At 70.4% G+C, this 21,004-nt stretch carries 21 protein-coding genes; 6 read left to right on the top strand and 15 right to left on the bottom strand.

Annotated elements, in window-relative coordinates; all coding sequences use genetic code 11:
• Positions 1-21: 21 nt before the first annotated feature.
• From glmM to eccCa, 8 genes are all read right to left on the bottom strand, one after another.
• Positions 22-1,359 carry a phosphoglucosamine mutase gene (gene glmM / locus AU194_RS15370; protein ID WP_059090113.1) on the bottom strand — a complete coding sequence of 446 codons (1,338 nt, stop codon included), beginning with the start codon at positions 1,357-1,359 and terminating at the stop codon, positions 22-24.
• 98 nt (positions 1,360-1,457) lie between these two features.
• Positions 1,458-1,916 (bottom strand): hypothetical protein, encoded by a 459-nt coding sequence (locus AU194_RS15365; protein WP_059090112.1) that lies wholly within the window; start codon positions 1,914-1,916, stop codon positions 1,458-1,460.
• 352 nt (positions 1,917-2,268) lie between these two features.
• Positions 2,269-2,742, bottom strand: coding sequence for a 30S ribosomal protein S9 (gene rpsI / locus AU194_RS15360; RefSeq protein WP_082698662.1), 474 nt, complete (start codon positions 2,740-2,742; stop codon positions 2,269-2,271).
• Positions 2,739-3,182: a 50S ribosomal protein L13 gene (rplM, locus tag AU194_RS15355; protein WP_059090111.1), complete on the bottom strand. Its 444-nt coding sequence runs from the start codon at positions 3,180-3,182 to the stop codon at positions 2,739-2,741. The genes rpsI and rplM overlap by 4 nt, the downstream gene beginning before the upstream one ends.
• Before the next feature lie 244 nt (positions 3,183-3,426).
• Positions 3,427-3,723 carry a WXG100 family type VII secretion target gene (locus tag AU194_RS15350; protein ID WP_059090110.1) on the bottom strand — a complete coding sequence of 99 codons (297 nt, stop codon included), beginning with the start codon at positions 3,721-3,723 and terminating at the stop codon, positions 3,427-3,429.
• 20 nt (positions 3,724-3,743) lie between these two features.
• Entirely contained in the window at positions 3,744-4,067 is a 324-nt protein-coding gene (locus tag AU194_RS15345; RefSeq protein ID WP_059090109.1) for a WXG100 family type VII secretion target, read from the bottom strand.
• A gap of 83 nt (positions 4,068-4,150) precedes the next feature.
• Complete coding sequence (locus tag AU194_RS15340; protein ID WP_231743388.1) at positions 4,151-5,266, bottom strand: type VII secretion-associated protein; 1,116 nt, start codon at positions 5,264-5,266, stop codon at positions 4,151-4,153.
• Positions 5,263-8,898 carry a type VII secretion protein EccCa gene (gene eccCa / locus AU194_RS15335; protein ID WP_059090108.1) on the bottom strand — a complete coding sequence of 1,212 codons (3,636 nt, stop codon included), beginning with the start codon at positions 8,896-8,898 and terminating at the stop codon, positions 5,263-5,265. Before eccCa ends, AU194_RS15340 begins: the two co-directional genes overlap by 4 nt.
• Positions 8,899-9,016: 118 nt before the next feature.
• Here eccCa and eccD point away from each other — a divergent pair, with 118 nt between their 5' ends.
• Together eccD and mycP are read left to right on the top strand one after the other, a co-directional pair.
• Positions 9,017-10,312, top strand: a complete 1,296-nt coding sequence (gene eccD / locus AU194_RS15330) for a type VII secretion integral membrane protein EccD (protein WP_059090107.1) — start codon at positions 9,017-9,019, stop codon at positions 10,310-10,312.
• A complete protein-coding gene (mycP, locus tag AU194_RS15325) occupies positions 10,309-11,646 on the top strand; it encodes a type VII secretion-associated serine protease mycosin (protein WP_059090106.1) in 1,338 nt (445 codons plus the stop codon). Before eccD ends, mycP begins: the two co-directional genes overlap by 4 nt.
• Here the strand turns inward: mycP and eccB are convergent.
• Positions 11,602-12,969: a type VII secretion protein EccB gene (eccB, locus tag AU194_RS15320; RefSeq protein ID WP_059090105.1), complete on the bottom strand. Its 1,368-nt coding sequence runs from the start codon at positions 12,967-12,969 to the stop codon at positions 11,602-11,604. The genes mycP and eccB overlap by 45 nt on opposite strands.
• A 140-nt stretch (positions 12,970-13,109) precedes the next feature.
• Here eccB and AU194_RS15315 point away from each other — a divergent pair, with 140 nt between their 5' ends.
• Positions 13,110-14,237 carry a diguanylate cyclase gene (locus AU194_RS15315; protein ID WP_059090104.1) on the top strand — a complete coding sequence of 376 codons (1,128 nt, stop codon included), beginning with the start codon at positions 13,110-13,112 and terminating at the stop codon, positions 14,235-14,237.
• Here the strand turns inward: AU194_RS15315 and AU194_RS15310 are convergent.
• A complete protein-coding gene (locus AU194_RS15310) occupies positions 14,234-14,797 on the bottom strand; it encodes a CGNR zinc finger domain-containing protein (RefSeq protein ID WP_059090103.1) in 564 nt (187 codons plus the stop codon). The two genes, AU194_RS15315 and AU194_RS15310, sit on opposite strands and share 4 nt — an antisense overlap.
• A gap of 75 nt (positions 14,798-14,872) precedes the next feature.
• Between AU194_RS15310 and AU194_RS15305 the strand changes: the two genes are divergently transcribed.
• From AU194_RS15305 to AU194_RS15295, 3 genes are read left to right on the top strand one after another with little or no spacing between them, the layout of a single operon-like run.
• Positions 14,873-15,910, top strand: a complete 1,038-nt coding sequence (locus AU194_RS15305) for a DMT family transporter (RefSeq protein ID WP_059090102.1) — start codon at positions 14,873-14,875, stop codon at positions 15,908-15,910.
• A gap of 17 nt (positions 15,911-15,927) precedes the next feature.
• Entirely contained in the window at positions 15,928-16,602 is a 675-nt protein-coding gene (locus tag AU194_RS15300) for a cutinase family protein (protein WP_082698661.1), read from the top strand.
• Between the two features lie 26 nt (positions 16,603-16,628).
• The gene (locus AU194_RS15295; RefSeq protein WP_231743386.1) at positions 16,629-17,321 is read left to right on the top strand and encodes a cutinase family protein; all 693 of its coding nucleotides are present in this window, start codon (positions 16,629-16,631) and stop codon (positions 17,319-17,321) included.
• Here the strand turns inward: AU194_RS15295 and truA are convergent.
• The 5 genes from truA to rpsK form a co-directional block, all read right to left on the bottom strand.
• Positions 17,318-18,190 (bottom strand): tRNA pseudouridine(38-40) synthase TruA, encoded by an 873-nt coding sequence (truA, locus tag AU194_RS15290; RefSeq protein ID WP_059090100.1) that lies wholly within the window; start codon positions 18,188-18,190, stop codon positions 17,318-17,320. The two genes, AU194_RS15295 and truA, sit on opposite strands and share 4 nt — an antisense overlap.
• 4 nt (positions 18,191-18,194) lie before the next feature.
• The gene (gene rplQ, locus AU194_RS15285) at positions 18,195-18,776 is read right to left on the bottom strand and encodes a 50S ribosomal protein L17 (protein WP_059090099.1); all 582 of its coding nucleotides are present in this window, start codon (positions 18,774-18,776) and stop codon (positions 18,195-18,197) included.
• Positions 18,777-18,838: 62 nt separating this feature from the next.
• The gene (locus tag AU194_RS15280) at positions 18,839-19,891 is read right to left on the bottom strand and encodes a DNA-directed RNA polymerase subunit alpha (protein ID WP_059090098.1); all 1,053 of its coding nucleotides are present in this window, start codon (positions 19,889-19,891) and stop codon (positions 18,839-18,841) included.
• Between the two features lie 74 nt (positions 19,892-19,965).
• Complete coding sequence (gene rpsD, locus AU194_RS15275) at positions 19,966-20,571, bottom strand: 30S ribosomal protein S4 (RefSeq protein WP_059090097.1); 606 nt, start codon at positions 20,569-20,571, stop codon at positions 19,966-19,968.
• 14 nt (positions 20,572-20,585) lie between these two features.
• Positions 20,586-21,002, bottom strand: coding sequence for a 30S ribosomal protein S11 (rpsK, locus tag AU194_RS15270; protein ID WP_011558523.1), 417 nt, complete (start codon positions 21,000-21,002; stop codon positions 20,586-20,588).
• Between the last annotated feature and the right edge of the window lie 2 nt (positions 21,003-21,004).

The following is a 21,004-nucleotide window of genomic DNA, read 5'->3' as shown; positions in this document are numbered from 1 at the left end:
AGACCGCGACGGTTCCCCGCCTCAGCGTTGTTCGCTCACCGATTCGGCGACGCGCACCGCCAGTTGCCGTGCCGTGTCCTCGTCGGCGGCCTCGACCATCACCCGGACCACCTGTTCGGTTCCGGAGGGCCGCAACAGGATTCGTCCGGTGTCGCCGAGCGCGGCTTCGGCCTCGGCCACCGCGGTCTGCACCGAGGGTGCCTGCGCGACGGTCGCCTTGTCCGCGACCTGCACGTTGATCAGCACCTGCGGCAGCGTCTGCATCGGTTCGGCCAGCGCCGCCAACGACTTGCGGGTCTGCGCCATCCGCGACATCACCCGTAATCCGGTGAGGATGCCGTCCCCGGTGGTGCCCATCGCGGGCATGACGATGTGGCCGGACTGTTCGCCGCCCAACGCATATGACCCGGCGCGCAGTTCCTCGAGCACATACCGGTCGCCGACGCTGGTGGTGCGCACCTCGATACCGGCCTCGCGCATCGCCAGGTGCAGGCCGAGGTTGCTCATCACCGTCGCGACCAGGGTGTCGGAGGCCAGTTCGCCGGACTCCCGCATGGCCAGGGCGAGGATCACCATGATCGCGTCACCGTCGATGACTCGGCCGTTGGCGTCGACGGCGAGGCAGCGGTCGGCGTCGCCGTCGTGGGCCAGCCCGAGGTCGGCGCCGTAGGACACCACCGCCGACTGCAGGGTCTCCATGTGGGTCGACCCGCAGCCGTCGTTGATGTTTAGCCCGTCGGGGTCGGCGTTGATGGTCAGCACGTTGGCGCCCGCGGCACGGTAGGCCAGCGGGGCGGCCTGCGATGCGGCGCCGTGGGCGCAATCGACCACGACGGTCAGCGCGTCGAGGCGGGTGGTGACGGCCTTCCCGACGTGACGCAGGTAGCGGTCGAGGGCATCGGGCGCGTCGACCACTCGGCCGATCCCTGCGCCGACCGGCCGATCGCCGGGGCCCTGCTGCACGAGTTCGGCGATGCGGTCCTCGGTGGCATCGTCGAGTTTGTGCCCGCCGGGGGCGAAGATTTTGATGCCGTTGTCGGGCATCGGATTGTGGGACGCGGAGATCATCACGCCGAAGTCGGCGTCGTAGGCGCTGGTCAGATACGCGACCGCAGGGGTGGGCAGCACGCCGACGCGCAGCGCGTCGACGCCTTCGCTGGTCAGACCCGCGATCACCGCCGCCTCGAGCATCTCGCCGCTGGCGCGGGGATCGCGGCCGACGACGGCGACCCGCCGTTGTGCGTGTCCCGCGGTACTCAGCCGCCGCGCGGCCGCCGAACCGAGGGCCAGGGCCAGCTCAGCGGTCAGATCGCGGTTGGCGACCCCGCGCACCCCGTCGGTGCCGAACAGTCGAGCCATGGGAACAAACTTCTCACATGAGGTGGTCGCGGAGCCAATGCCGTGCACAGCACACCGCCCGCATCCGGGTGGATGCGGGCGGTGAGCTCGGGAATCGATTATCCGATCGGCGCGGAATCGGCCGGGGCGGTCTCACTGGACTCGTCCTGGCCCGGGATCTGCACACCGTCGGTGCCGGAGGTCCCGGCCGGGGCCTCGGCGGGCGCCTGGGCCGGCGCCTCGGCGGGCGACTCGGTGGCCGCGGCCGTGATGGCGAGCGTGCCACCCGGCAGGTTCTCGCACACCGTCTGCTGGGTGCCCTCGGTGGTGACCTTCTCGACCAGCGCGCTCACGTCGGTGGCCGGGGTGCCACAGATCGCACCGGCGGCGGTGGCGGCGGTGTCGGCGTCCACAGCCTCGAGGATCGGGGTGGTGCCGACCGCGACGGTCACGACGCCCTCGGGCGCCTCAGCGGGCTGTTCGGCGGGCTGGGCATTGGCCAGGCCGAGCCCGGCGGTGAACAGCAGCCCACCGCCGAGGATCGTGCCGGCAGCGGTGTTCTTCAAGATCGTGTTCATGGGGAGTGCTCCTTTTCAGTCACGAAGCCACGGCCCGGTTCGGTACGAGTGACTGACTCGTCCCCGGAGGCGGAAGGTCCGCCGACGCCGGATCACGGCGCCCGTGCTTCCGTTCGAGGTTTTCCCATCCGCCGGTCGGAATTCAAGTGCGGCGGGCAAATTGCGGCGATTGCAGACCGTGCGCGATTAACTCGCTCAACGGGTGTTCAGCCGCGAATCGCCAGCGCATCCCGCAAATATTGGTCAGGTATCCCGCGGCCGATCTTTTACTGAATTCACGGTGTGTGACGGCTCACAAATGCGAAACGCCGGGCACATCGAAGCGATGTGCCCGGCGATCCGGAAACGACGATCAGCGCTTGCTGTACTGAGGCGCCTTACGGGCCTTCTTGAGGCCGTACTTCTTGCGCTCGATGGCACGCGGGTCACGAGTGAGGAAGCCCGCCTTCTTCAGCGCGGGACGGTCCTCGGGCTGCACCAGGATCAGCGCACGGGCGATGGCCAGACGCAGCGCGCCCGCCTGACCGGACGGCCCGCCACCGTCGAGGTGGGCGTAGACGTCGAAGCTCTCCAGTCGGTCGACGAGGACCAGCGGGGCCTTGATCAGCTGCTGGTGCACCTTGTTGGGGAAGTAGTCCTCAAGGGTGCGGCCGTCCAGGATGAACTTGCCGGTGCCGGGGACCAGGCGGACCCGGACCACGGCTTCCTTACGGCGACCGACGGTCTGGATGGGACGGTCGATGTAGACCGGCTCACGGGGCTCGACGTCCGCGGCGTAGTCCTCGGTCGTCACTTCGGCGGTCTCAGTTGCGATCGGCTCTGTCATTGCGCCACCTGCTTGATCTCGAACGGAATCGGCTGCTGGGCAGCGTGCGGGTGGTTCGGTCCCGCGTACACCTTCAGCTTCTTCTGCACCTGACGGCTCAGCTTGGTGTGCGGCAGCATGCCGATGATCGCGTTCTCCACGACCCGGGTCGGATGCTTCTGCAGCAGCTCACCGATGGTGCGGCGGCGCAGACCGCCGGGGTAACCCGAGTGGCGGTAGGCGTACTTGTTGTTGAGCTTGTCGCCGCTGACGGCGATCTTCTCGGCGTTGATGACGATGACGAAATCGCCACCGTCGACATTGGGCGTGAATGTCGGCTTGTGCTTGCCGCGCAGCAGTTTGGCTGCTTCGACGGCGAGCCGGCCGAGCACCACGTCGGTGGCGTCGATGACGTACCACGAGTGCGTGGTGTCACCCGCCTTCGGCGTGTACGTAGGCACAGTGCTTACCCTTCTCATCTCGGGTTTTACCCCGCATAGGACCCCGGTGACCCGGGTGACGGTCTGGCGTGACGGGGGTTGGTCCCGGCGACCGACGTTGACCCGGGGACCCGCGTTACCGTGACGGCACCGCACGCCAACGAGGCAGCCTACCCGCCCGCGTCGTCGCAGGTCAAAACACAGAACTGTGCGGTCCCTCGGGGCTCCCCTCCCGTCGGGACCGCACAGGGTCTGTGGACGTGGGTCACCAACCCCACGCGTTGGCCGCGCTGCGGTCGGTGGCCGCCACATCGTCGGCGCCGTCGCGCACGGCGGCGCCCAGACTGAACAGGATCTCGTTCAGGGCGGCGGCCGCCTGGTCCCAGCGCACCTGTTCGGTGCGGTAGGCCTCGGCGGCGTACCGGGTCCACACCTGTTGCAGCGGCGCGATCTGCGCTCGCAGTTCGTCGAGTGCGGCGTTGAGCCGGCCGTGCGTGGCGTGGATCTCCTGGCGGACGCTGTACTCGATCTGGTCGAAGTCGTAGGACAGAACCTGGTCCATGGTGTCTCCCATTCTCGCAATCAGAGGGTGGTGCCGATGACACCGATTTGGTGGGAGTGCCCGTCAGCCGCGGCGACCAGCGTCTGCTGATTGGCACGCATGGTCTCGGCGATGCGCGCCAGCGCGGTGTGCAACTTCACCGATTCGCCGTTCCAGCGGTCCACCACCTCACGGAAGCGGACCGCCGCCGCCCCGCCCCAGACCGACGGCGGCACGCTGGTCATCCGGCCGATAAAGGACTGCAGCATCGCGCGGATCTCTTCGTTGCGGGCGTCGATCACACCGGCGACGGAGCCCATGAGCTCGAAGTCGGTGTTGAGCGCCCCGCCGGTGGGTGTCGTCATCGCATCGCTTCCCTTCTGTTGTTCTGCTCTATGACGTTCGACGCTGCGGGTCGCCGTGCGGTTCCACTGGCGGGCAATCTTTTTCAGAACACCGCATGCGCAGACCGCACTGCCGCATCGCACGCGGGCCGGATGAGGTCGGTGTGACCCGGCGGGCTCTGGCATCCGATCCCGATCCGCAGCGTGCCGTCGGCCCACACGGCCCAGTCGGTCTGGTGGCCGTCGCGTCGCTCCCGATAGGTCACGGCACCGCGGCCACCGCGTTCGTCGGCGGCGCGGAAGTCGGTGAACACGTCGTCGGGTTCGGCCTCGAGCGCGGTGCGCAGCGTGTCGGCCACCTGTTCGAGGGACTGCCGGTTCGGCAATGCCGACTGGGTGATGTGCAGGGCCACCATGGGGTCGGCGGGTGAGGTGACCTGGACGCGGGCCGATCCGCTGCCGTCGGTGACGCGTTCGGCGGTCCACAGCGCGGGGACGACGACCCCGGCGCGGCCCTCCACGAGCAGGGTGGTGGGCTCGGCGGGTGTGGGCACACGCTGGTGGGTGACGGCGACGGCCCCGACCCCTGCCGTGGCCACCACCGCGCCGGCGAGCGCCGGGATCACGCGTCGGCCGGTGCGCCGCGGTGCGGGTGCGGCGACCGGCGGTGCGAGGCGCAGCGGTTGAGCCCCGGTCACGGTGGCCGTGATCCCGCGCCGGCGCACAGCGGCGACGATCGACGCGGACAACGCTTCCCCGCCGAGCGGCGCGTCGACGAATACTCTTTCCGGACAGCCGACTTCACGGAGCACCGCACCGCAGACGGTGTCGTCGGCGGTGCGGGTGAACACGCGAAGCGCCGCCCCGGTGACCGCTACGTGGTCGGCCGCGATCTCGACGACGACCGTCGTACCGCCGTCGGCGCCGAGCGCAGTCGCGCGGCTGATCGCCGCCACCGGTCGGGACTGACCCTCGGCCGCGGCGAGCAGCGTCTGTACCCGCCGTCGACTCCACCATGTGGGGTGCACCAGGGTCAGCGCGTCGTCGCCCGGACCGACGGCGGTGAGCAACAGATCGGTGAGGACCGCGCGCACCGCCTGCGGGCGGTCGCCGACGAGCATCACGGTGTCATCGATGGATTCGATTGCCGCCGCGCACAATTCATAGTCGACGGGGGTGGGTCCGCGCACCGTCCCGGGTCCGACCTCGACGGTGGTCACGGCGGATCGGTCCAGGCGACCTGGATCAGCTGATCAGGCGTGCCGCGGGTGATGAGCACCGCCCGTCCCGGCGGTAGCACGCTGGGTCGCACCGACCCCAGCAGCACGCCCTCCTCAGGGCTCGCGCTCATCATCAGTCCCATCGCGCCCAGGTCGCGCAGTCGGGACAGCAACGGGTCGAACATCGCCCTCGCGGCACCGCCCGAGCGCCGGGCGACGATCACGTGCAATCCGACATCGCGGGCGTGCGGCAGGAACGGCAGCAGCGGCGCCAGCCCGGTGCCGCCGGCCACGAGGTCGTAATCGTCGATGACGACGTAGAACTCGGGACCCGTCCACCACGACCGGGTGCGCAGTTGCTGTTGGGTGACGTCCGGCCCGGGCATCCGGGCGGCGAGGCGTTGGGCCAAGGCCGGCACCGCGGCCGCCAGCCCGGCCTCGGCCATCACGTAGCCGGCCAGATGCTCGGAGTCGACGGCGCCGAGCAGGCTGCGGCGGAAGTCGACGACGAGCAGCTGCGCTGCGCCCGGCGGATGGACGGTCAGGCCGGCGCACAGGGTGCGCAGGGCGGCGGTCTTGCCGCACTCCACATCACCCAGCAGGATGAGGTGCTGCTGGGCGTCGAAATTGGTTGTGACAGCGGCGCCGCCGGCCTCACCGACACCGATGACCACCCGTGTCGGGGACTGCGCGGCGACGATGTCGGATCGGTGGACGAACGCAGGCAGCCGGGTGATCGGCGGGGCGCTGCGGCCGGCGTACCGGGTGCGCAGGGTGTCCGCGGCCGCGGCGAGGGCGGCAGGCAGCCCGTGGGTACCCGCATCGCCGTCGAGGCGGGGCACCGCGACGATCATCTCGCGGCCGTCGCGGGTGAGCCCGAGTCCCGGCACACCGTCGGCGAGTTGGCGGGCCCGTTTGCGGTCCATCTCCGATTCGGCCGGATCCCCCAGCCGGAGTTCGATGCGCGTTCCGATCTGGTCTTTGAGGGCGGGGCGCAGATCGGCCCACCGCGACGCCGTCAGGACCACGTGCACGCCGTAGGACAGGCCCTGAACGGCCAGCGCGGTGATCGACGGCTCGAGGTGCTCCAGATCGCGACGCAGCACCGACCAGCCGTCGACGACGAGGAACACCTCGCCGTAACGGTCGTCCCCGGTGCGCCGCCTGCGGTACTCGGCGACCGACTCGATGCCCTCGCGGCGGAACCGGATTTCCCGTGTGCGGACGAGGTTTTCGCATTCTCCCACGATGCGGCGGATCAGCTCGGTGTCCTGCCGTCCGGCCACCGCCCCGACATGCGGGAGCTCCGCCATCGCGGCCAACGCCCCACCGCCGAGATCGAGTCCGTAGAACTGCACGTCCCGCGGATCGTTCGTCGCGGCCAGCGCCAGCATCAGGGTTCGCAGCACCGTCGACTTGCCCGAGCGGGGGCCGCCGACCACCGCGACATTACCGGCGGAGCCGGCCAGTGCCACGGTGTACAACTCCCGCCGCTGTTCGAAGGGGCAGTCGACGAGCCCGATCGGAACCGTCAGCGGCGCAGCCTGATCGGTGGGCGCGCGGGACAGGACCGCGTCCAGTGCGGGCGGACCGGACAGCGGCGGCAGCCACACCCGGTGCGCGGGCGGCCCGTGACCGGCCAACCGGTCGACCACGGTGTCGAGCAGTGTGGCCGCCTCCCGCCCGGCCGGTGGTGGCGGTGCACCGCTCGGGTCCGGCGGTTCGGCGGTGAACAGCCGGGGCCTCGGCTCCGAATCGGTCGCGGCGTGGGGTGCGGCGACCGGACCGGAGACGAACGCCGCGCGGAACCGCACCATGTCCCCGTCAGCGGTCTTCAGGTAGCCGACGCCCGGGGTGTTGGGCAGTTCGTGGGCGTCCCCGACACCGAGGACGGCGCGGGATTCGCCCGCGGAGAACGTTTTCAGGCAGATCCGGTAGGACAGGTGGGTGTCGAGTCCACGCAGCCGGCCTTCGTCGAGGCGTTGGCTGGCCAGCAGCAGGTGCATGCCCAGCGACCGGCCCACCCGGCCGATCGCGAGGAACAGCTCCGCGAAATCCGGGTGCTGGGTGAGCAGTTCGGAGAACTCGTCGACGACGATCAGCAGCACCGGCAGCTCCACCAGATCCGGCCGGCCGGCGCGGGCCTGCCGGTAGGCGGCGATGTTGGCGACGTTGCCCGCCGCACGCAACAACTGCTGGCGGCGGTGCATCTCGCCGGCAAGCGCGTCGCGCATGCGTGCGACGAGGTGTGACTCCTCGTCCAGGTTGGTTATCACCGCCGAGACATGTGCAGCCCGCTCGAGGCCGAGGAAGGTGGCGCCGCCCTTGAAGTCGACGAGGATGAGGTTCAACGCATCCGGCGGGTGTGAGGCGATCAGCCCCAGCGTCAGGGTGCGCAGCAGTTCGGACTTTCCCGAACCCGTCGCGCCGATGCACAGGCCGTGCGGGCCCATGCCGTGCTGGGCGGCCTCCTTGAGGTCCAGTTCGACCGGAAGGTCGTTCTCGGACAACCCGATCGGCACCCGCAGGAACCGCCCGGCGCTGCGGGCACGCCACACGGTCGCGGGGTCGAGGTGTGTCGGATCGGCGATGTCGAGCAGTTCCGGCCAGGTGCGCGGTGCGGATCGGGGCCGGCGCCCACCGATGTCGGGGGCGTTGCCCGCCACCGCCCTCACGCAGGCTTCGGCCAGATCTCGAGTGAGCCCGTCGGCACGGCCCGTCTTCTCGGCGCCGGTCCGGTCGCGGACCGTCACCACACCGTCGTCGACCCACACCGTCTCGTCGGCCGCCTCCGTCGTTCCGAGATGCAGCACGGTCACGCCCGCCGCGGGGCTCGGCGGCGTTCCTCCGTCGACCACGACGACGGTGTGCGCCCCGGCGGCCTGGTGGTGCGGCGCCCACTTCAGCCACTCCCATTCGTGCGCGGCATCCGCGGCGGCGCGCACTGCCAGCTCCGCCGGACTGTGCAGCACGATGAGCTCACACAGCGCGGCCCGCACGAGCGCACGCGTGGCGTCCGGATCGCCGCCGAACCCGATACGGCCGGGTTCGCCTATGTCGATGGTCAGCGGGAGACCGGCGACGGTGGCACGCTCCTCCACCAGCGCCCGCACCGCGTATGCGGTCACCGGGTCGGCGTCCTCACCGGTCCGGGACGGCGGTGCGACGAGTCGCACGGCCATCGGCGCCCGCCCCGAACCGATTCGGACGCAACCGAACTCCGGGTCACCGCGGGTGCGTTCCCACAACCGTGTGCCACCGGCCAGTGTCCACAACAGCTCGGGGTCGGGGTGGCGCCGGCGTTCGTCCTCGTACTGCGTCTGCGCCGTGCCTGCGACCGCCCGGTCGACGCCGTCCAGGTAGCGCAGGTAGTCGCGGCGATCGCGGTCGATCTGGCCGCCCCGCTGCGTGCCGCGCGCACCGAACACCAGCGTGCCGAGCAGCGACATCACCATCAAGACGGGAAAGAAGCCGAACATCGGATTGCGGGCCTGGCCGGACCTGAAGTAGAGCAGCATCATGCCCCCGGCCGCGACGATCATCGCGAACGGCATCAACCGGGCGAGCGGGTGCCCACCGGCGGGCCGGGGCACCGCCGGGGGCGCGTCGAGTACGACTTCGGATTTGTCCATCAGTGATTGGACGCCGCCCGCCGCGGATCGGTTCCCCGTCCCCAGGAACGAATTTCGGTGCATCGACCTGTCGTGGGGCGGGGTTACCGTGACGACATCTCGAGCGAACGGGGAAGCCATGTCCGACAACATGTGTCACGTCTCGGTCCACGCCGGCGACGTCGATGCCGTCGACCTCGCACTGCCCGCCCGGATTCCGGTGGCCGCACTGCTACCCGACATCGTGCGGATGACGGGTGTGGATGCCGGGGCAGCCGGGCGCTGGCAACTCGCCACAGTGTGCGGCACCGTCCTCGACGAGTCGGTGCCGCTGTCCGAACAACACGTTCGCGACGGGGACCGGTTGCTGTTGAGCACCACGTTGCCGCGGCTGCCCAGCTTCGACCGCGCCGACACCGTCACGGCGGTGCTGGCGGCGGCTCCACCGTCCGCCGACCCCGGCGCGCTTCGAGTGACCGCGGGGTTGACCGCGGCCGGGGTGGGCGTGCTGGCCGGTGCCACACTGCGGATCTCGCCGCTCGGCGCTGCCGTGCTGATGTGCGCCGTCGCCGGGGTGACCGTCGTCGCGGCCCGGTCCGGACGCGGCGCATCGGTCTGCGGCCCGCTGGGCTGCCTCGCGGTCGCGGTTGCGGCGCTCGCCGGATTGTCGGCCGTCCCCGGTCCGGCCGATGTACCGCATTGGCTGTTGGGTTCTGCTGCAGCAGTGGTAGTTTCGGTGGTACTGCTGCGGATGGGCATCGGGTGGGCCGTGGTGTCGACGGCGACAGGCTGTCTGGGTGCGCTAGGTATGGCCGTGTTCTCGAGTGCCGCGGTGTGGCAGATGTCGTGGCATTCGGTGGGTGTGGTGGGCGTGGCGCTCGCGCTCGGTGCGCTGAGCCTGGCGCCACGGGTGTCGGTGCTGGCGGCCGGGCTGGGCCCACCGCCCTCGCTCCTCGCGGAACCGGTCGACGATGCGGACCGCCGGGCTCGCGTGGGTCACCGGATACTGGCCGGGCTGGTGGTGGGCATCAGCGCTGCGGCGGCCGTGGCCACCGCGGCGGTCGCCGTCTGCTGTCTGCGTGGAGAGGCGCACTGGGTTTCCACCGCGGTGTTGTGCGCGGTCACCGGATCGGCCTTGCTGCTGCGGGCGCGGTGCTACTCATCGGGCGCGTGTCGATGGACGCTCATGTTGTCCGGATCATGCTCACTTGCAGGCGCTTTCGTTCTCCTCGCGGCTGCGTGGGACTCCTGGGCAGCGGTCGCAGCCGTCGGGGTCGGCATGGCGGTGATCGCCGCCGACGGCCGGGGCGAACTGTCGCCGGTCGCCGCCAGAGCCGTCGACGTGTTCGAGTACGCAATCCTGGCGGCGGTGGTGCCCGCGGTGTGCGCGGCCCTCGACGTGTTCGCGCTCGTCCGGACCTCGAGCCTGATGTGACGGCCCGGCTCGCCGCTGCGGCGGCCACCGGACTCGTCGTCGCGGCCGTGCCGTTGGCCACCAGCCCGGTGGCGTCCGCGGTGACCCCGCCCGCCGTCGACGAGAAGTTTCTGCCCGACGCGGCACCACCCGCGCCGCGGGACCGCACCGAACTGCGCTCACCGTGTGCGGGCGCGGTGCGCCGACCGGGTTCCTCCGGTGGCCGACGGCAGTTGGACATGCTCGACCTGCCCGACGTGTGGCCGCTCAGCCGCGGCGCGGGTCAGACCGTCGCGGTCATCGACACCGGGGTGGCGCGGCATCGGCTGCTCCCCCGCCTGCTCCCCGGCGGTGACTACGTCTCGACCGGCGACGGCACCGACGACTGCGACGGACACGGCACGCTGGTGGCCGGGATCATCGCCGCGACAGGAGAATTCAGCGGCGTCGCGCCCGACGCCGCCGTGCTGGGAATCCGCCAGTCCAGCAACAGGTTCGGACCGGTCGACGAACCCGGCGCCGCCGGCTACGGCGATGTGCAGACCCTCGCCGCCGCGGTCCGTGCCGCGGCCGACCAGGGGGCCACAGTGATCAACGTGTCGTCGGTGGCGTGCCTGGCGGCGGCCGACGCACTCGACGATCGCGCCTTGGGCGCGGCCCTGGCCTACGCCGTGGACGTCCGCAACGTCGTCGTCGTGACCGCGGCGGGCAACGTGGGCGGGGCCGGGCAGTGTCCCGCCCAGAACCCGCAGGGCACCGACGGCCCCGATTGGGAGCACGTCGAAAGTGTGGCCAGCCCCGCCTGGTACGACGACCTCGTCCTCACCGTCGGATCGGTGACCGCCGAGGGTGCTCCGTCGACATTCAGCCTCGCCGGACCGTGGGTGGACGTCGCCGCCCCCGGTGAGGACGTCGTGTCCCTCGATCCCGACGGTGACGGACTGGTCGACGCGCTGCCCGCGGCAAAGGGCGAGACACCGCTGGCCGGAACGAGTTACGCCGCGCCGGTGGTGGCCGGGATCGCTGCTTTGGTGCGTTCCCGGTGGCCGCAGTTGACCGCACGACAGGTGATGGCGCGTATCGAGGACACCGCGCACCGGCCCGCGGCCGGGTGGGATCCCGTCGTCGGGCACGGCGTCGTCGACGTCGCCGCCGCCGTGAGCGGGGGTGCGCCCGTCGCGCCGGAACACACGCCGCCACGGTCGGTGGCGGTCCGGGCGGAGGTGGCGGCCGATCCGCGACCACGCCGGATCGCGGCGGTCGGTGCGGGGCTCTGCGTGGCGGTGACGGCTCTGGTGGGGGTGAGCGCCTCAGCGCACCGGCGCGCCCGCGCCGATCGCGTCGCGCGTGACTGAGGCTGCGGCACGGCTCAATTCGGGTCCCCGGGGCAGCCGCGCGAGCACCGGCCAGGGCGCCGGAACCGGCGGCGGCGCGATCCCGAGGCTGCGGGCGGTGTCGTCATCGGGAACGCCGAACACCACACCGCGGTCGGTGATCAGTAGCCGCGGCTGTGCGTCACCGCCCGCTCCGGTGACGCCGACCGGTCGGGCGTAGACGCTGCACCCGGGTGGAACCGTCACGGCGTCGACGTTCGGCCCCGTCCCGTCCGCCTGTGCCAGCGTCACGGAAGGTTCTGCTGGGGCAACGTCTCCGAGCATGGTCGTGACGCCGGAGCCGGCCATCGCCCAGTGCGCGCACAGTACGGCGGGATCGGCGACGGTCACCCGGTCGGGATGTGTGGCGGTCGGCAGCGTGTCGAGGACCTCGGCCGCGGCGATCGCGCCCGGGGCGACAGTGGGGATGTCCCCGTCTCGCTGGCGGACGGTGAACCGGATCAGATCGGCGGTGACCTCGCCGATGCGCTGCACACCGTCGGCGAGCACGACGTAGTACTCCGTGACCCCGGCACGCTCGAGACGGACGACGGTGCCGACAGGGTGACCGGCGAGCGCACCGCGTTCCCCGACATGGGGCACGGTCGGCGCGGTGATCGGCGGATCCTCCGGCACCGCGTCGAGCAACGTACGCGACACCGGCCGCGGAGCCACACCGTCGAGCCGCAGCGCACGGACGACCGCGCGGTCGCGCAGATCGACGGCGGCGCGGCGCCCGTCGTACAGCAGATACGTCGTCGCCGGACCTTCCGAACGCGCCGACACCAGGACGGCGGCACCGAAGACCCCCGGGCGTTGCGGCCCCACGGACACCGTCGTCGACGCCGCGTCGTCGCACACCGTCCAGCCGGCGTCCAGCGGCGCGATCCCCGGGGCGATCGCCCCCGGTGCCCCCGCGATGCCGACCTGCGGTCCCCGCGCCGCGGCGGCCACCGCTCGCGCGCTCACCGGACGTGGTTCGGCCGGCTCACCGACGATCAGCCGCGCCGAGGCGAGGTTGGGCACCGGATGCAGGGTGTCGTCGATGCGGACGTAGAGCGCCCCCGAGTCGGCGTCCATGACGATCCGCGCATCACCGAGACCACCCTGCGGGCGCAGGACAGCCAGCACCGCACAGCCCGCCACCGCGATCGCCGCGAGCACCGCCCCGGCGGCGAGGGCGATCGACTGTCCGCGCAGCGGATCGTCGAGCATCCCGGCGTCGGCGCGCACGAGCGCGTGCACCATCCGGCGCATCAGGAACCGGTAGCCGCTGACGTGCAGCCCGGTGGTCGGTCGGCCCATATCACCCCCGAAGGCAAGCCTAACCGCGGTTCGAACCCCCACTCGACGCGGATTTCCTTCGTACCTGAGAGGTTTCGCGACTGCATCCGCAGTGTCGGCGGCCGGGCTTACAGTGGATCGAGCAGTGGGAGGTGGGCCCGATGTTCCAAGCGGTGCGGCAGTACTGGCGCCAGCCCGAGCACTTCTATTGGCTCACCTCGTTCCTGGCGGCCCGCGAGGCGCAGTCGGCGACGTGCCGGTTGATCGCGATGTTCGTCGCGATCCTCGGGGCCGTCCCGCTCGCGATGCAGTGGAGCGCCGCGGGCCCGGACACCCTCGCCGAGCGCACGCTGGGCGGAGTGGTGACCGTCGCCTGTCTGGTGATGGCGGGGTTCTGGCTACGCCGCCGCTGGCCGTCGCGGCTGCAGTCCGGGATGTTCGTGGTGCTGACCGCGGTGAGCATCTCCGCGGGATGTCTCATCATGTCCGACCCCGCGACGGGTCTCTTGCTCGGGACGGGCTTCGCGGTGCTCGGCGCCTACGTCGCGCTGTTCCACACCGCCCGCTACATCGTGCTGGTGTTCGTACTCGCCGAGTTCACCGGTGTCGCCCTGGCGTTCCGGTTGGCCGAGACGGCCGATGTGGTGTGGACGGTGACGGCGCTGACCATTGTCATGACGGTCACCGTCGCGGTGCCGTTCGCCTGCCATCTGCTGCTCTACGCCGTCGACATCGACGTCGACAACGCCGACATCGACCCGCTGACCGGCCTGCTCAACCGGGAGGCCTTCTACCGCGCCGCGGGCCACGTCGTCTCGCGCAGCCGCGACGACGACCAGCGGCTGGTGCTGGTGGTGATCAACCTCGACAACATGCGGCTGCTGTGCGAGACCGACGGCGAGCTCGCGTGCGAGCGGGCCCGTGTGGCGATCGGGCAGACCCTGCGGGAGACCACCCGCCACAACGCCTTCGTCGCCCACACCGGTGACGACGAGTACCTGATCGCCGACACGTTCTCGACCACGGACTCGTTCCCGCTCGTCGAACGTGTTCGCAAGGCGATCGCGGCGACGCCGCCGCGGGTGACGGCGAGTATGGGGGTGGTCAGCACCCCGATGCGCGGGCTGGCCGCGTGCCCGCCGTCGGATCTGCTCGACGAACTGATCACGATCGCGACGATGGCGATGTACGACGCCCGCCGCGCCGGCGGCAACCAGGCGCGCTACGTGTCGTGCGACCGGCCCGCCGTGCTCGACCACGCCCGCCAGCTCGGCGCCGACGACTCCTAGCCGTCCTCGGACTCCTTGGCGCGCCGCTCCCGGTATGCCGCGACGTGCTGGCGGTTCCCACAGTTGCCGGTGTCGCAGAACATCCGCGACCGGTTTCGGGACCAGTCCACCAGCACCGCCTCGCAGTCGGGGGCGGCGCACACCTTGAGCCGCCGCAGTTCGCCGCCGCGGATCAGGTCGGCGAGCGCCATGGCGATCTCGGCGCCCATCCGCTGCCACAGCGGGTCGTGGATCGACGCCAGGTGCAGATGCCACTCCGGCATCTCCGGGTGGCGGGTCAGCCACGGGGACGCCCGGGTGTCGGTGAGCAGGGCGTTGACCTGACCGACGGTGCGGGCGTCGTCGTCCGCGGTCGCCCAGATCTTGCCCAGCCGCCTCCGTAGCCGGTGCACCCCGTCGAGCTCGGCGTCGTCCCGGTCGCGCCGGCCGGTCCAGCCGAAACCGTCCAGGTACTCGTCGAGCGCGGCCTGGTCGGCGAGCTGTTCACCGTCGATGCGGTCGCTGTTCACCAGCACACACGCCGCCCGCAGTGTGAGTTCGGTGTCATGAGTGAAATTCATTTGACTCATGACTCCTTCCGTCGATAAGGTCAGGACCAAAGCTCATTTTACTCATTACATCCTCTGGAGGTGTCCATGGCGAGCGGCGCGCTCACCACCCAGCGTGCACCGGTCGACCACTTCCGCACCGGGCTGATGTTCGCGGTCGGCTCCGCGTTGGCGTTCGGCATGTCCGGACCGCTGGGCAAATCGCTGATGGTCGCGGGCTGGAGCCCGACCGCGGCGGTCACCGCGCGACTCGCCGGCGGAGCGCTGATCATGGCGGTCTTCGCGTGCGTCGTCCGCCCCGGCTGGCTTCGTGAGGCGCTCACCCACTGGCGCACAGTGTGCATCTACGGCGCCGTGCCGATCGCCGGGGCGCAGCTCTTCTACTACAACGCGGTCAACCACCTCTCGGTCGGCGTGGCCCTACTGCTCGAGTACACGGCCCCGCTACTGGTCGTGGGGTGGCTGTGGGCGACCACCCGCCGCAGGCCGACAAACCTGACGCTGGCCGGCGTCGCCCTGGCCGTGATGGGCATCATGCTCGTCCTCGGCGTGATCGACTCCGGTGGATTCGCCGCCGCGAACGTCAACATCATCGGCGTCGCGTGGGGGCTGGCCGCCGGTGTGTGCGCCGCGTGCTACTTCCTGATGTCGGAGCGGGTCGCCACCGGCGGCGAGAACGCCGACAGTGTCCACCCCATCACGCTGGCCGCGGGCGGCCTGGCCGTCGGCGGCGCGATCACCGCGCTGCTCGGTGTGGTCGGCATCATGCCCATGATTTTCACCGCCAACGACGCCGTGGTGGCGGGCTGGACGGTGCCGTGGATCGTGCCCGTGCTCGCACTGGGCCTGATCCCGACCGCGACCGCCTACACGCTGGGCATCATCGGCATCGCGCGGCTGCGGCCGCGGTTCGCCTCGCTGGTGGGCCTGTCCGAGGTGCTGTTCGCGGTGCTGGCCGCCTGGTTGCTGCTGAGCGAGTCGATCACACTCACCCAGGCCGTCGGTGGAGCGGTCGTGTTGGTCGGGCTCGCGCTGGCCCGGCAGGGGGAACTGGCCGGCGAGACGATGTGGCCGGAATTGCCGGTCGAGGAGCACCCGGAACCGGGATCCGTTGGCTGTAGCTAGCCCATCTATGTGATTATGTGCCGGTGAGATCGCTTCGCGTTGCTGCGCGCCTGGCCGCCAGCGCCCTGTCCGTCGTCACCGCGGGTGCGCTCGTCGCCGCGGGCCCCGCTCCCAGCGCTGCCGCGCAGGGCTGCTCCGATGTGGAGTTGATCTTCGCCCGCGGCACCAGCGAGCCGGCGGGTATCGGACGGGTCGGCCAGGCTCTCGCCGACGCGATGCGTCCCATCCTCGGCGGCCGCACGCTGAGCACCTACGGCGTGAACTACCCCGCCACCTATGACTTCCTGACGACGGCGGCGGGCGCCTCGGACGCGACCGCCCGCATTGCGTCGGTGTCGTCGCAGTGCCCCGGCACCCGGTTCGTGCTCGGCGGCTACTCGCAGGGCGCCGCGGTGGTCGACATGCTCGCGGGCGTCCCGCCGCTCGGCGACCGGATCGGCGAGATCGGTTCGGCCCCACCGCTGCCCGGCAACCTGTCCAGTGACGTCGCGGCGGTCGCGGTGTTCGGCAACCCCGCCGCCAAGTTCGGCAACCCGGTCTCGGCGCGGGGTCTGTTCGCCGGCCGCAGCCTCGATCTGTGCAGCGACGGGGACCCGATCTGCTCGAACGGCCGCAACCCGTTCGCGCACACCCGCTACGAAACTTCCCCTTTCATAGGTCAGGCGGCGGGTTTCGCAGCCGGGCTCGTCTGACGATCATGTCGATTACCATCGGCGAAATGCATGATCAATCTGCGTCGCCTCAACGGTTTCGGCGGTGTCTGACGATCCTGGCTTCGGTGATCGTCGCCGCTGGTTCCCTTCTCGCGCCCGCGGCGCTGCCGAGCACCGCAGCCGTCGCCTCCGCCCAATCGTGCCCGCCGGTCGAACTGATCTTCGCGCGCGGCCGCACCGAGTCCCCCGGCGCCGGAATCATCGGCAACGCTCTGATCAGCGCCCTGCGCAGTAAGACCGACAAGACCGTCAGCCTGTACTCGGTGCAGTACCCCGCCGACACCGAGGTCGACGTCGGCGCCAACGACATGAGCTCGCGCATCCAGGACATGGCGGGCCGCTGCCCCGACACCCGGCTGGTGCTCGGCGGCTATTCGCTCGGCGCCGCGGTCACCGACATCGTGCTGGCCGCGCCGATCGCGGCGTTCGGCTTCGAGAAGCCGCTGCCACCGGGGATGGACACGCACATCGCGGCGATCGCGCTGTTCGGCAACGGCGCCGCGTGGGTCGGGCCGATCACGAACTTCAGCCCCCTCTACCGCGAACGCACCATCGAGCTGTGCCACGGCGCCGACCCGATCTGCAGCCCGGCCGATCCGAACACGTGGCGGGACAACTGGCCCGACCACGCGGCGCGCGCCTACATCAACGCGGGCATGGTCAACCAGGCCGCCGACTTCATCGCAGGCCGGATCTAGTCCAGAACGCGCAGATCCCGCGTCACCAACGTGCGCGCCGCGAGTTCGTCGTCCGGCGGGTAGTCCACGCCGACGAGCGTGAGGCCCTGTGCGGGGGCGGCGGCGAACTCGCTGGACCGCCGGGTCGCGCTCAACAGCCCGGCGCACCAGCCGGGTTCGCGGCGGTGCTCCCCCACCGCGAGCAGCGCACCGACCAATGACCGCACCATCGACCAGCAGAACGCGTCGGCGGTGACGTACGCCGTCACCAGATCGTCCTCGCGCGTCCACTCGAACCGTTGCAGATCGCGGATCGTGGTGGCGCGCTCGCGGTGACGGCAGAAGGCCGCGAAGTCCCGCAGGCCGACCAACTGCGCGCTGGCCGCGTTCATCGCGTCGACGTCGAGCGGGCGGGGCCACGGTGTGACGAACCGCGCCAGCTGCGGCTGCACCCCGTACGACGCGGTGCCGAGCCGATAGGTGTAGTGGCGCCGCAGCGCCGAGAAGCGTGCGTCGAAACCCGCAGGCGCACGGGTGATGTCGCGGACCCGCACGTCAACGGGCAGGAAACGGCCGAGTCTGCGCACCAGGGGCTGGAATTCGGGGTCGTCGGGGCGCGGGGTGCGCGGATAGGCGTGGTGCAGAGCCGCGTCCGGGACGTCGACGTGGGCGACCTGTCCGGTGGCGTGCACACCGGTATCGGTGCGCCCGGCCGCGCGGACGGTCAACGGGGTGCGGAAGACCGTCGTGAGCGCCTCGTCGATCACTCCGGCGACGGTGCGCTGTCCGGTCTGCGGCGCCCAGCCGGCGAAATCGGTGCCGTCGTAGCTGACATCGAGCCGAAGACGAACAAACCCGCCATCGGAATCGATGGCGGGCTTGTTCGGCATGTCACTAGGACTTGTCAGCGTCCGAACCCTCGGCTGTGGGGTCGTCGGTCTCGGTCGACCGCGAGGCCTCCGAAGCCGTGGTGTCCTCCGCGTCGGCCACGACCGCGTCGTCGGTAGCCTCGGGGCCTTCGGCGGCCTCGGGCTCCACGGCGGCCTGCGGCGCGGCGGCAGCGGCGACCTTCTGCGAACCGGCGGCACGGCGTGCGCGGTTGGCCTCGGACGTCACCGTCTTCTCCCGCACCAGCTCGATGACCGCCATCGGGGCGTTGTCACCCTTGCGCGGCTCGACCTTGATGATGCGGGTGTAGCCACCCTCACGGTCGGCGAAGAACGGGCCGATCTCGGCGAACAGGGTGTGCACGACATCCTTGTCCCGGATCTTCTTGAGCACCTCACGCCGGTTGTGCAGATCGCCCTTCTTGGCGTGGGTGATCAGCTTCTCCGCGTACGGACGCAGCGCCCGTGCCTTGGGCTCGGTCGTCTTGATCCGGCCGTGCTCGAACAGCGACGTGGCCAGGTTGGCCAGCAGCGCCTTCTGGTGCGAGGACGACCCGCCGAGGCGAGGGCCCTTGGTGGGCTTGGGCATTGCGACTATCTCCTTATGGGGCCGACCCCCGTATCAGGTAGGGCCGGGACGGAATTGCTTGGTTACAGCTGTTCGGTTTCGGCGAAGTCCTGGTCGGTGTCCAGGTCGTAGCTCGCGTCACTGTTCCAGGTGCCGGTGGCCGCGTCGTAACCGGCGACCTCCGACGGATCGAACGTGGCCGGGCTGTCCTTGAGCGACAGACCCAGCTGATGCAGCTTGATCTTCACCTCGTCGATGGACTTCTGACCGAAGTTACGGATATCCAGCAGATCGGACTCCGTGCGGGCCACGAGCTCGCCCACGGTGTGCACACCCTCGCGCTTGAGGCAGTTGTACGAACGCACGGTGAGGTCCAGGTCGTCGATCGGCAGCGCGAAGCTGGCGATGTGGTCGGCCTCGGCCGGCGAGGGTCCGATCTCGATGCCCTCGGCCTCGACGTTGAGTTCCCGTGCCAGACCGAACAATTCGACCAGCGTCTTACCCGCCGAGGCGAGCGCGTCACGCGGGCTGATGGAGTTCTTGGTCTCGACGTCGAGGATCAGCTTGTCGAAGTCGGTGCGCTGCTCGACACGGGTGGCCTCCACCTTGTAGGTCACCTTGAGCACCGGGCTGTAGATCGAGTCGACCGGGATACGGCCGATCTCGGCGCCGGACGCCTTGTTCTGCACGGCAGGCACGTAACCGCGGCCCCGCTCGACGACCAGCTCGACCTCGAGCTTGCCCTTGTCGTTCAGCGTCGCGATGTGCATCTCCGGGTTGTGCACGGTCACACCGGCCGGCGGCACGATGTCCCCCGCGGTGACCTCACCCGGACCCTGCTTGCGCAGGTACATGGTGACCGGCTCGTCCTCTTCCGAGGAGACGACCAGGCTCTTGAGGTTCAGGATGATGTCGGTGACGTCTTCCTTCACCCCGGGCACGGTGGTGAACTCGTGCAGCACACCGTCGATCCGAATGCTGGTGACCGCCGCGCCGGGAATCGACGACAGCAGCGTGCGCCGGAGCGAGTTGCCCAGCGTGTACCCGAAACCGGGCTCCAACGGCTCGATGACGAACCGCGACCGGTTGTCGGCGACCGTCTCTTCGGACAGTGTGGGGCGCTGAGAGATCAGCATGTGTTTTCTCCTTCTTCACGACACCCGCTATTTGATGCCGCGTGACCCTGCCGCCATCGGGACGGCCGGGGGTGTTACTTCGAGTAGAGCTCGACGATCAGCTGCTCGGTCAGCGGCACGTCGATCTGCGCGCGCTCCGGCAACTGGTGGACGAGGATGCGCTGGCGTTCGCCGACGACCTGCAGCCACGACGGGATCGGCCGGTCACCCGCGGTCTCCCGCGCGATCACGAACGGATCGGTGTTCAGCGACTTCTCCTTGACGTCGATGATGTCGTACTGCGACACCCGGTAGCTGGGGATGTCGACCTTGACGCCGTTGACGGTGAAGTGGCCGTGGCTGACGAGCTGGCGGGCCATCCGGCGGGTGCGCGCCAGGCCGGCGCGGTACACGACGTTGTCCAGCCGGCTCTCGAGGATGCGCAGCAGGTTGTCACCGGTCTTGCCGGGCTGCCGGTTGGCCTCGTCGTAGTAGCGACGGAACTGCTTCTCCAGCACGCCGTAGGTGAAGCGGGCCTTCTGCTTCTCCTGCAGCTGGGTGCGGTATTCGCTCTCCTTGATCCGCGCGCGACCGTGCTGGCCGGGCGGGTAGGGGCGCTTCTCGAACGACTGATCGCCACCGACGAGGTCGACGCCGAGGCGGCGCGACTTGCGGGTCGCGGGTCCGGTATAACGAGCCATTTCCTAAATCCTCCCTAGACCCGGCGCCGCTTCGGCGGACGGCAGCCGTTGTGCGGCTGCGGCGTGACGTCGGCGATCGCGCCGACCTCGAGGCCGGCGGCCTGCAACGAACGGATGGCGGTCTCACGGCCCGAGCCGGGCCCCTTCACGAAGACGTCGACCTTCTTGACCCCGTGCTCCTGGGCCTTGCGAGCGGCGTTCTCGGCGGCGAGCTGCGCGGCGAACGGCGTCGACTTACGCGACCCCTTGAAGCCGACGTGCCCCGACGACGCCCAGGCGATGACGTTGCCCTGGGGATCGGTGATCGAGACGATCGTGTTGTTGAACGTGCTCTTGATGTGCGCGGCGCCGTGCGGGACGTTCTTCTTCTCCCTGCGGCGGGTCTTCTGCCCCTTCTTCGCGGAGGAAGCGGCTGCTTTCTTCGGTGGCATCT

The organism is Mycobacterium sp. GA-2829 (assembly GCF_001499965.1).
Classification (GTDB): Bacteria; Actinomycetota; Actinomycetes; order Mycobacteriales; family Mycobacteriaceae; genus Mycobacterium.
This window is presented reverse-complemented; position numbering and strand designations above follow the sequence as displayed.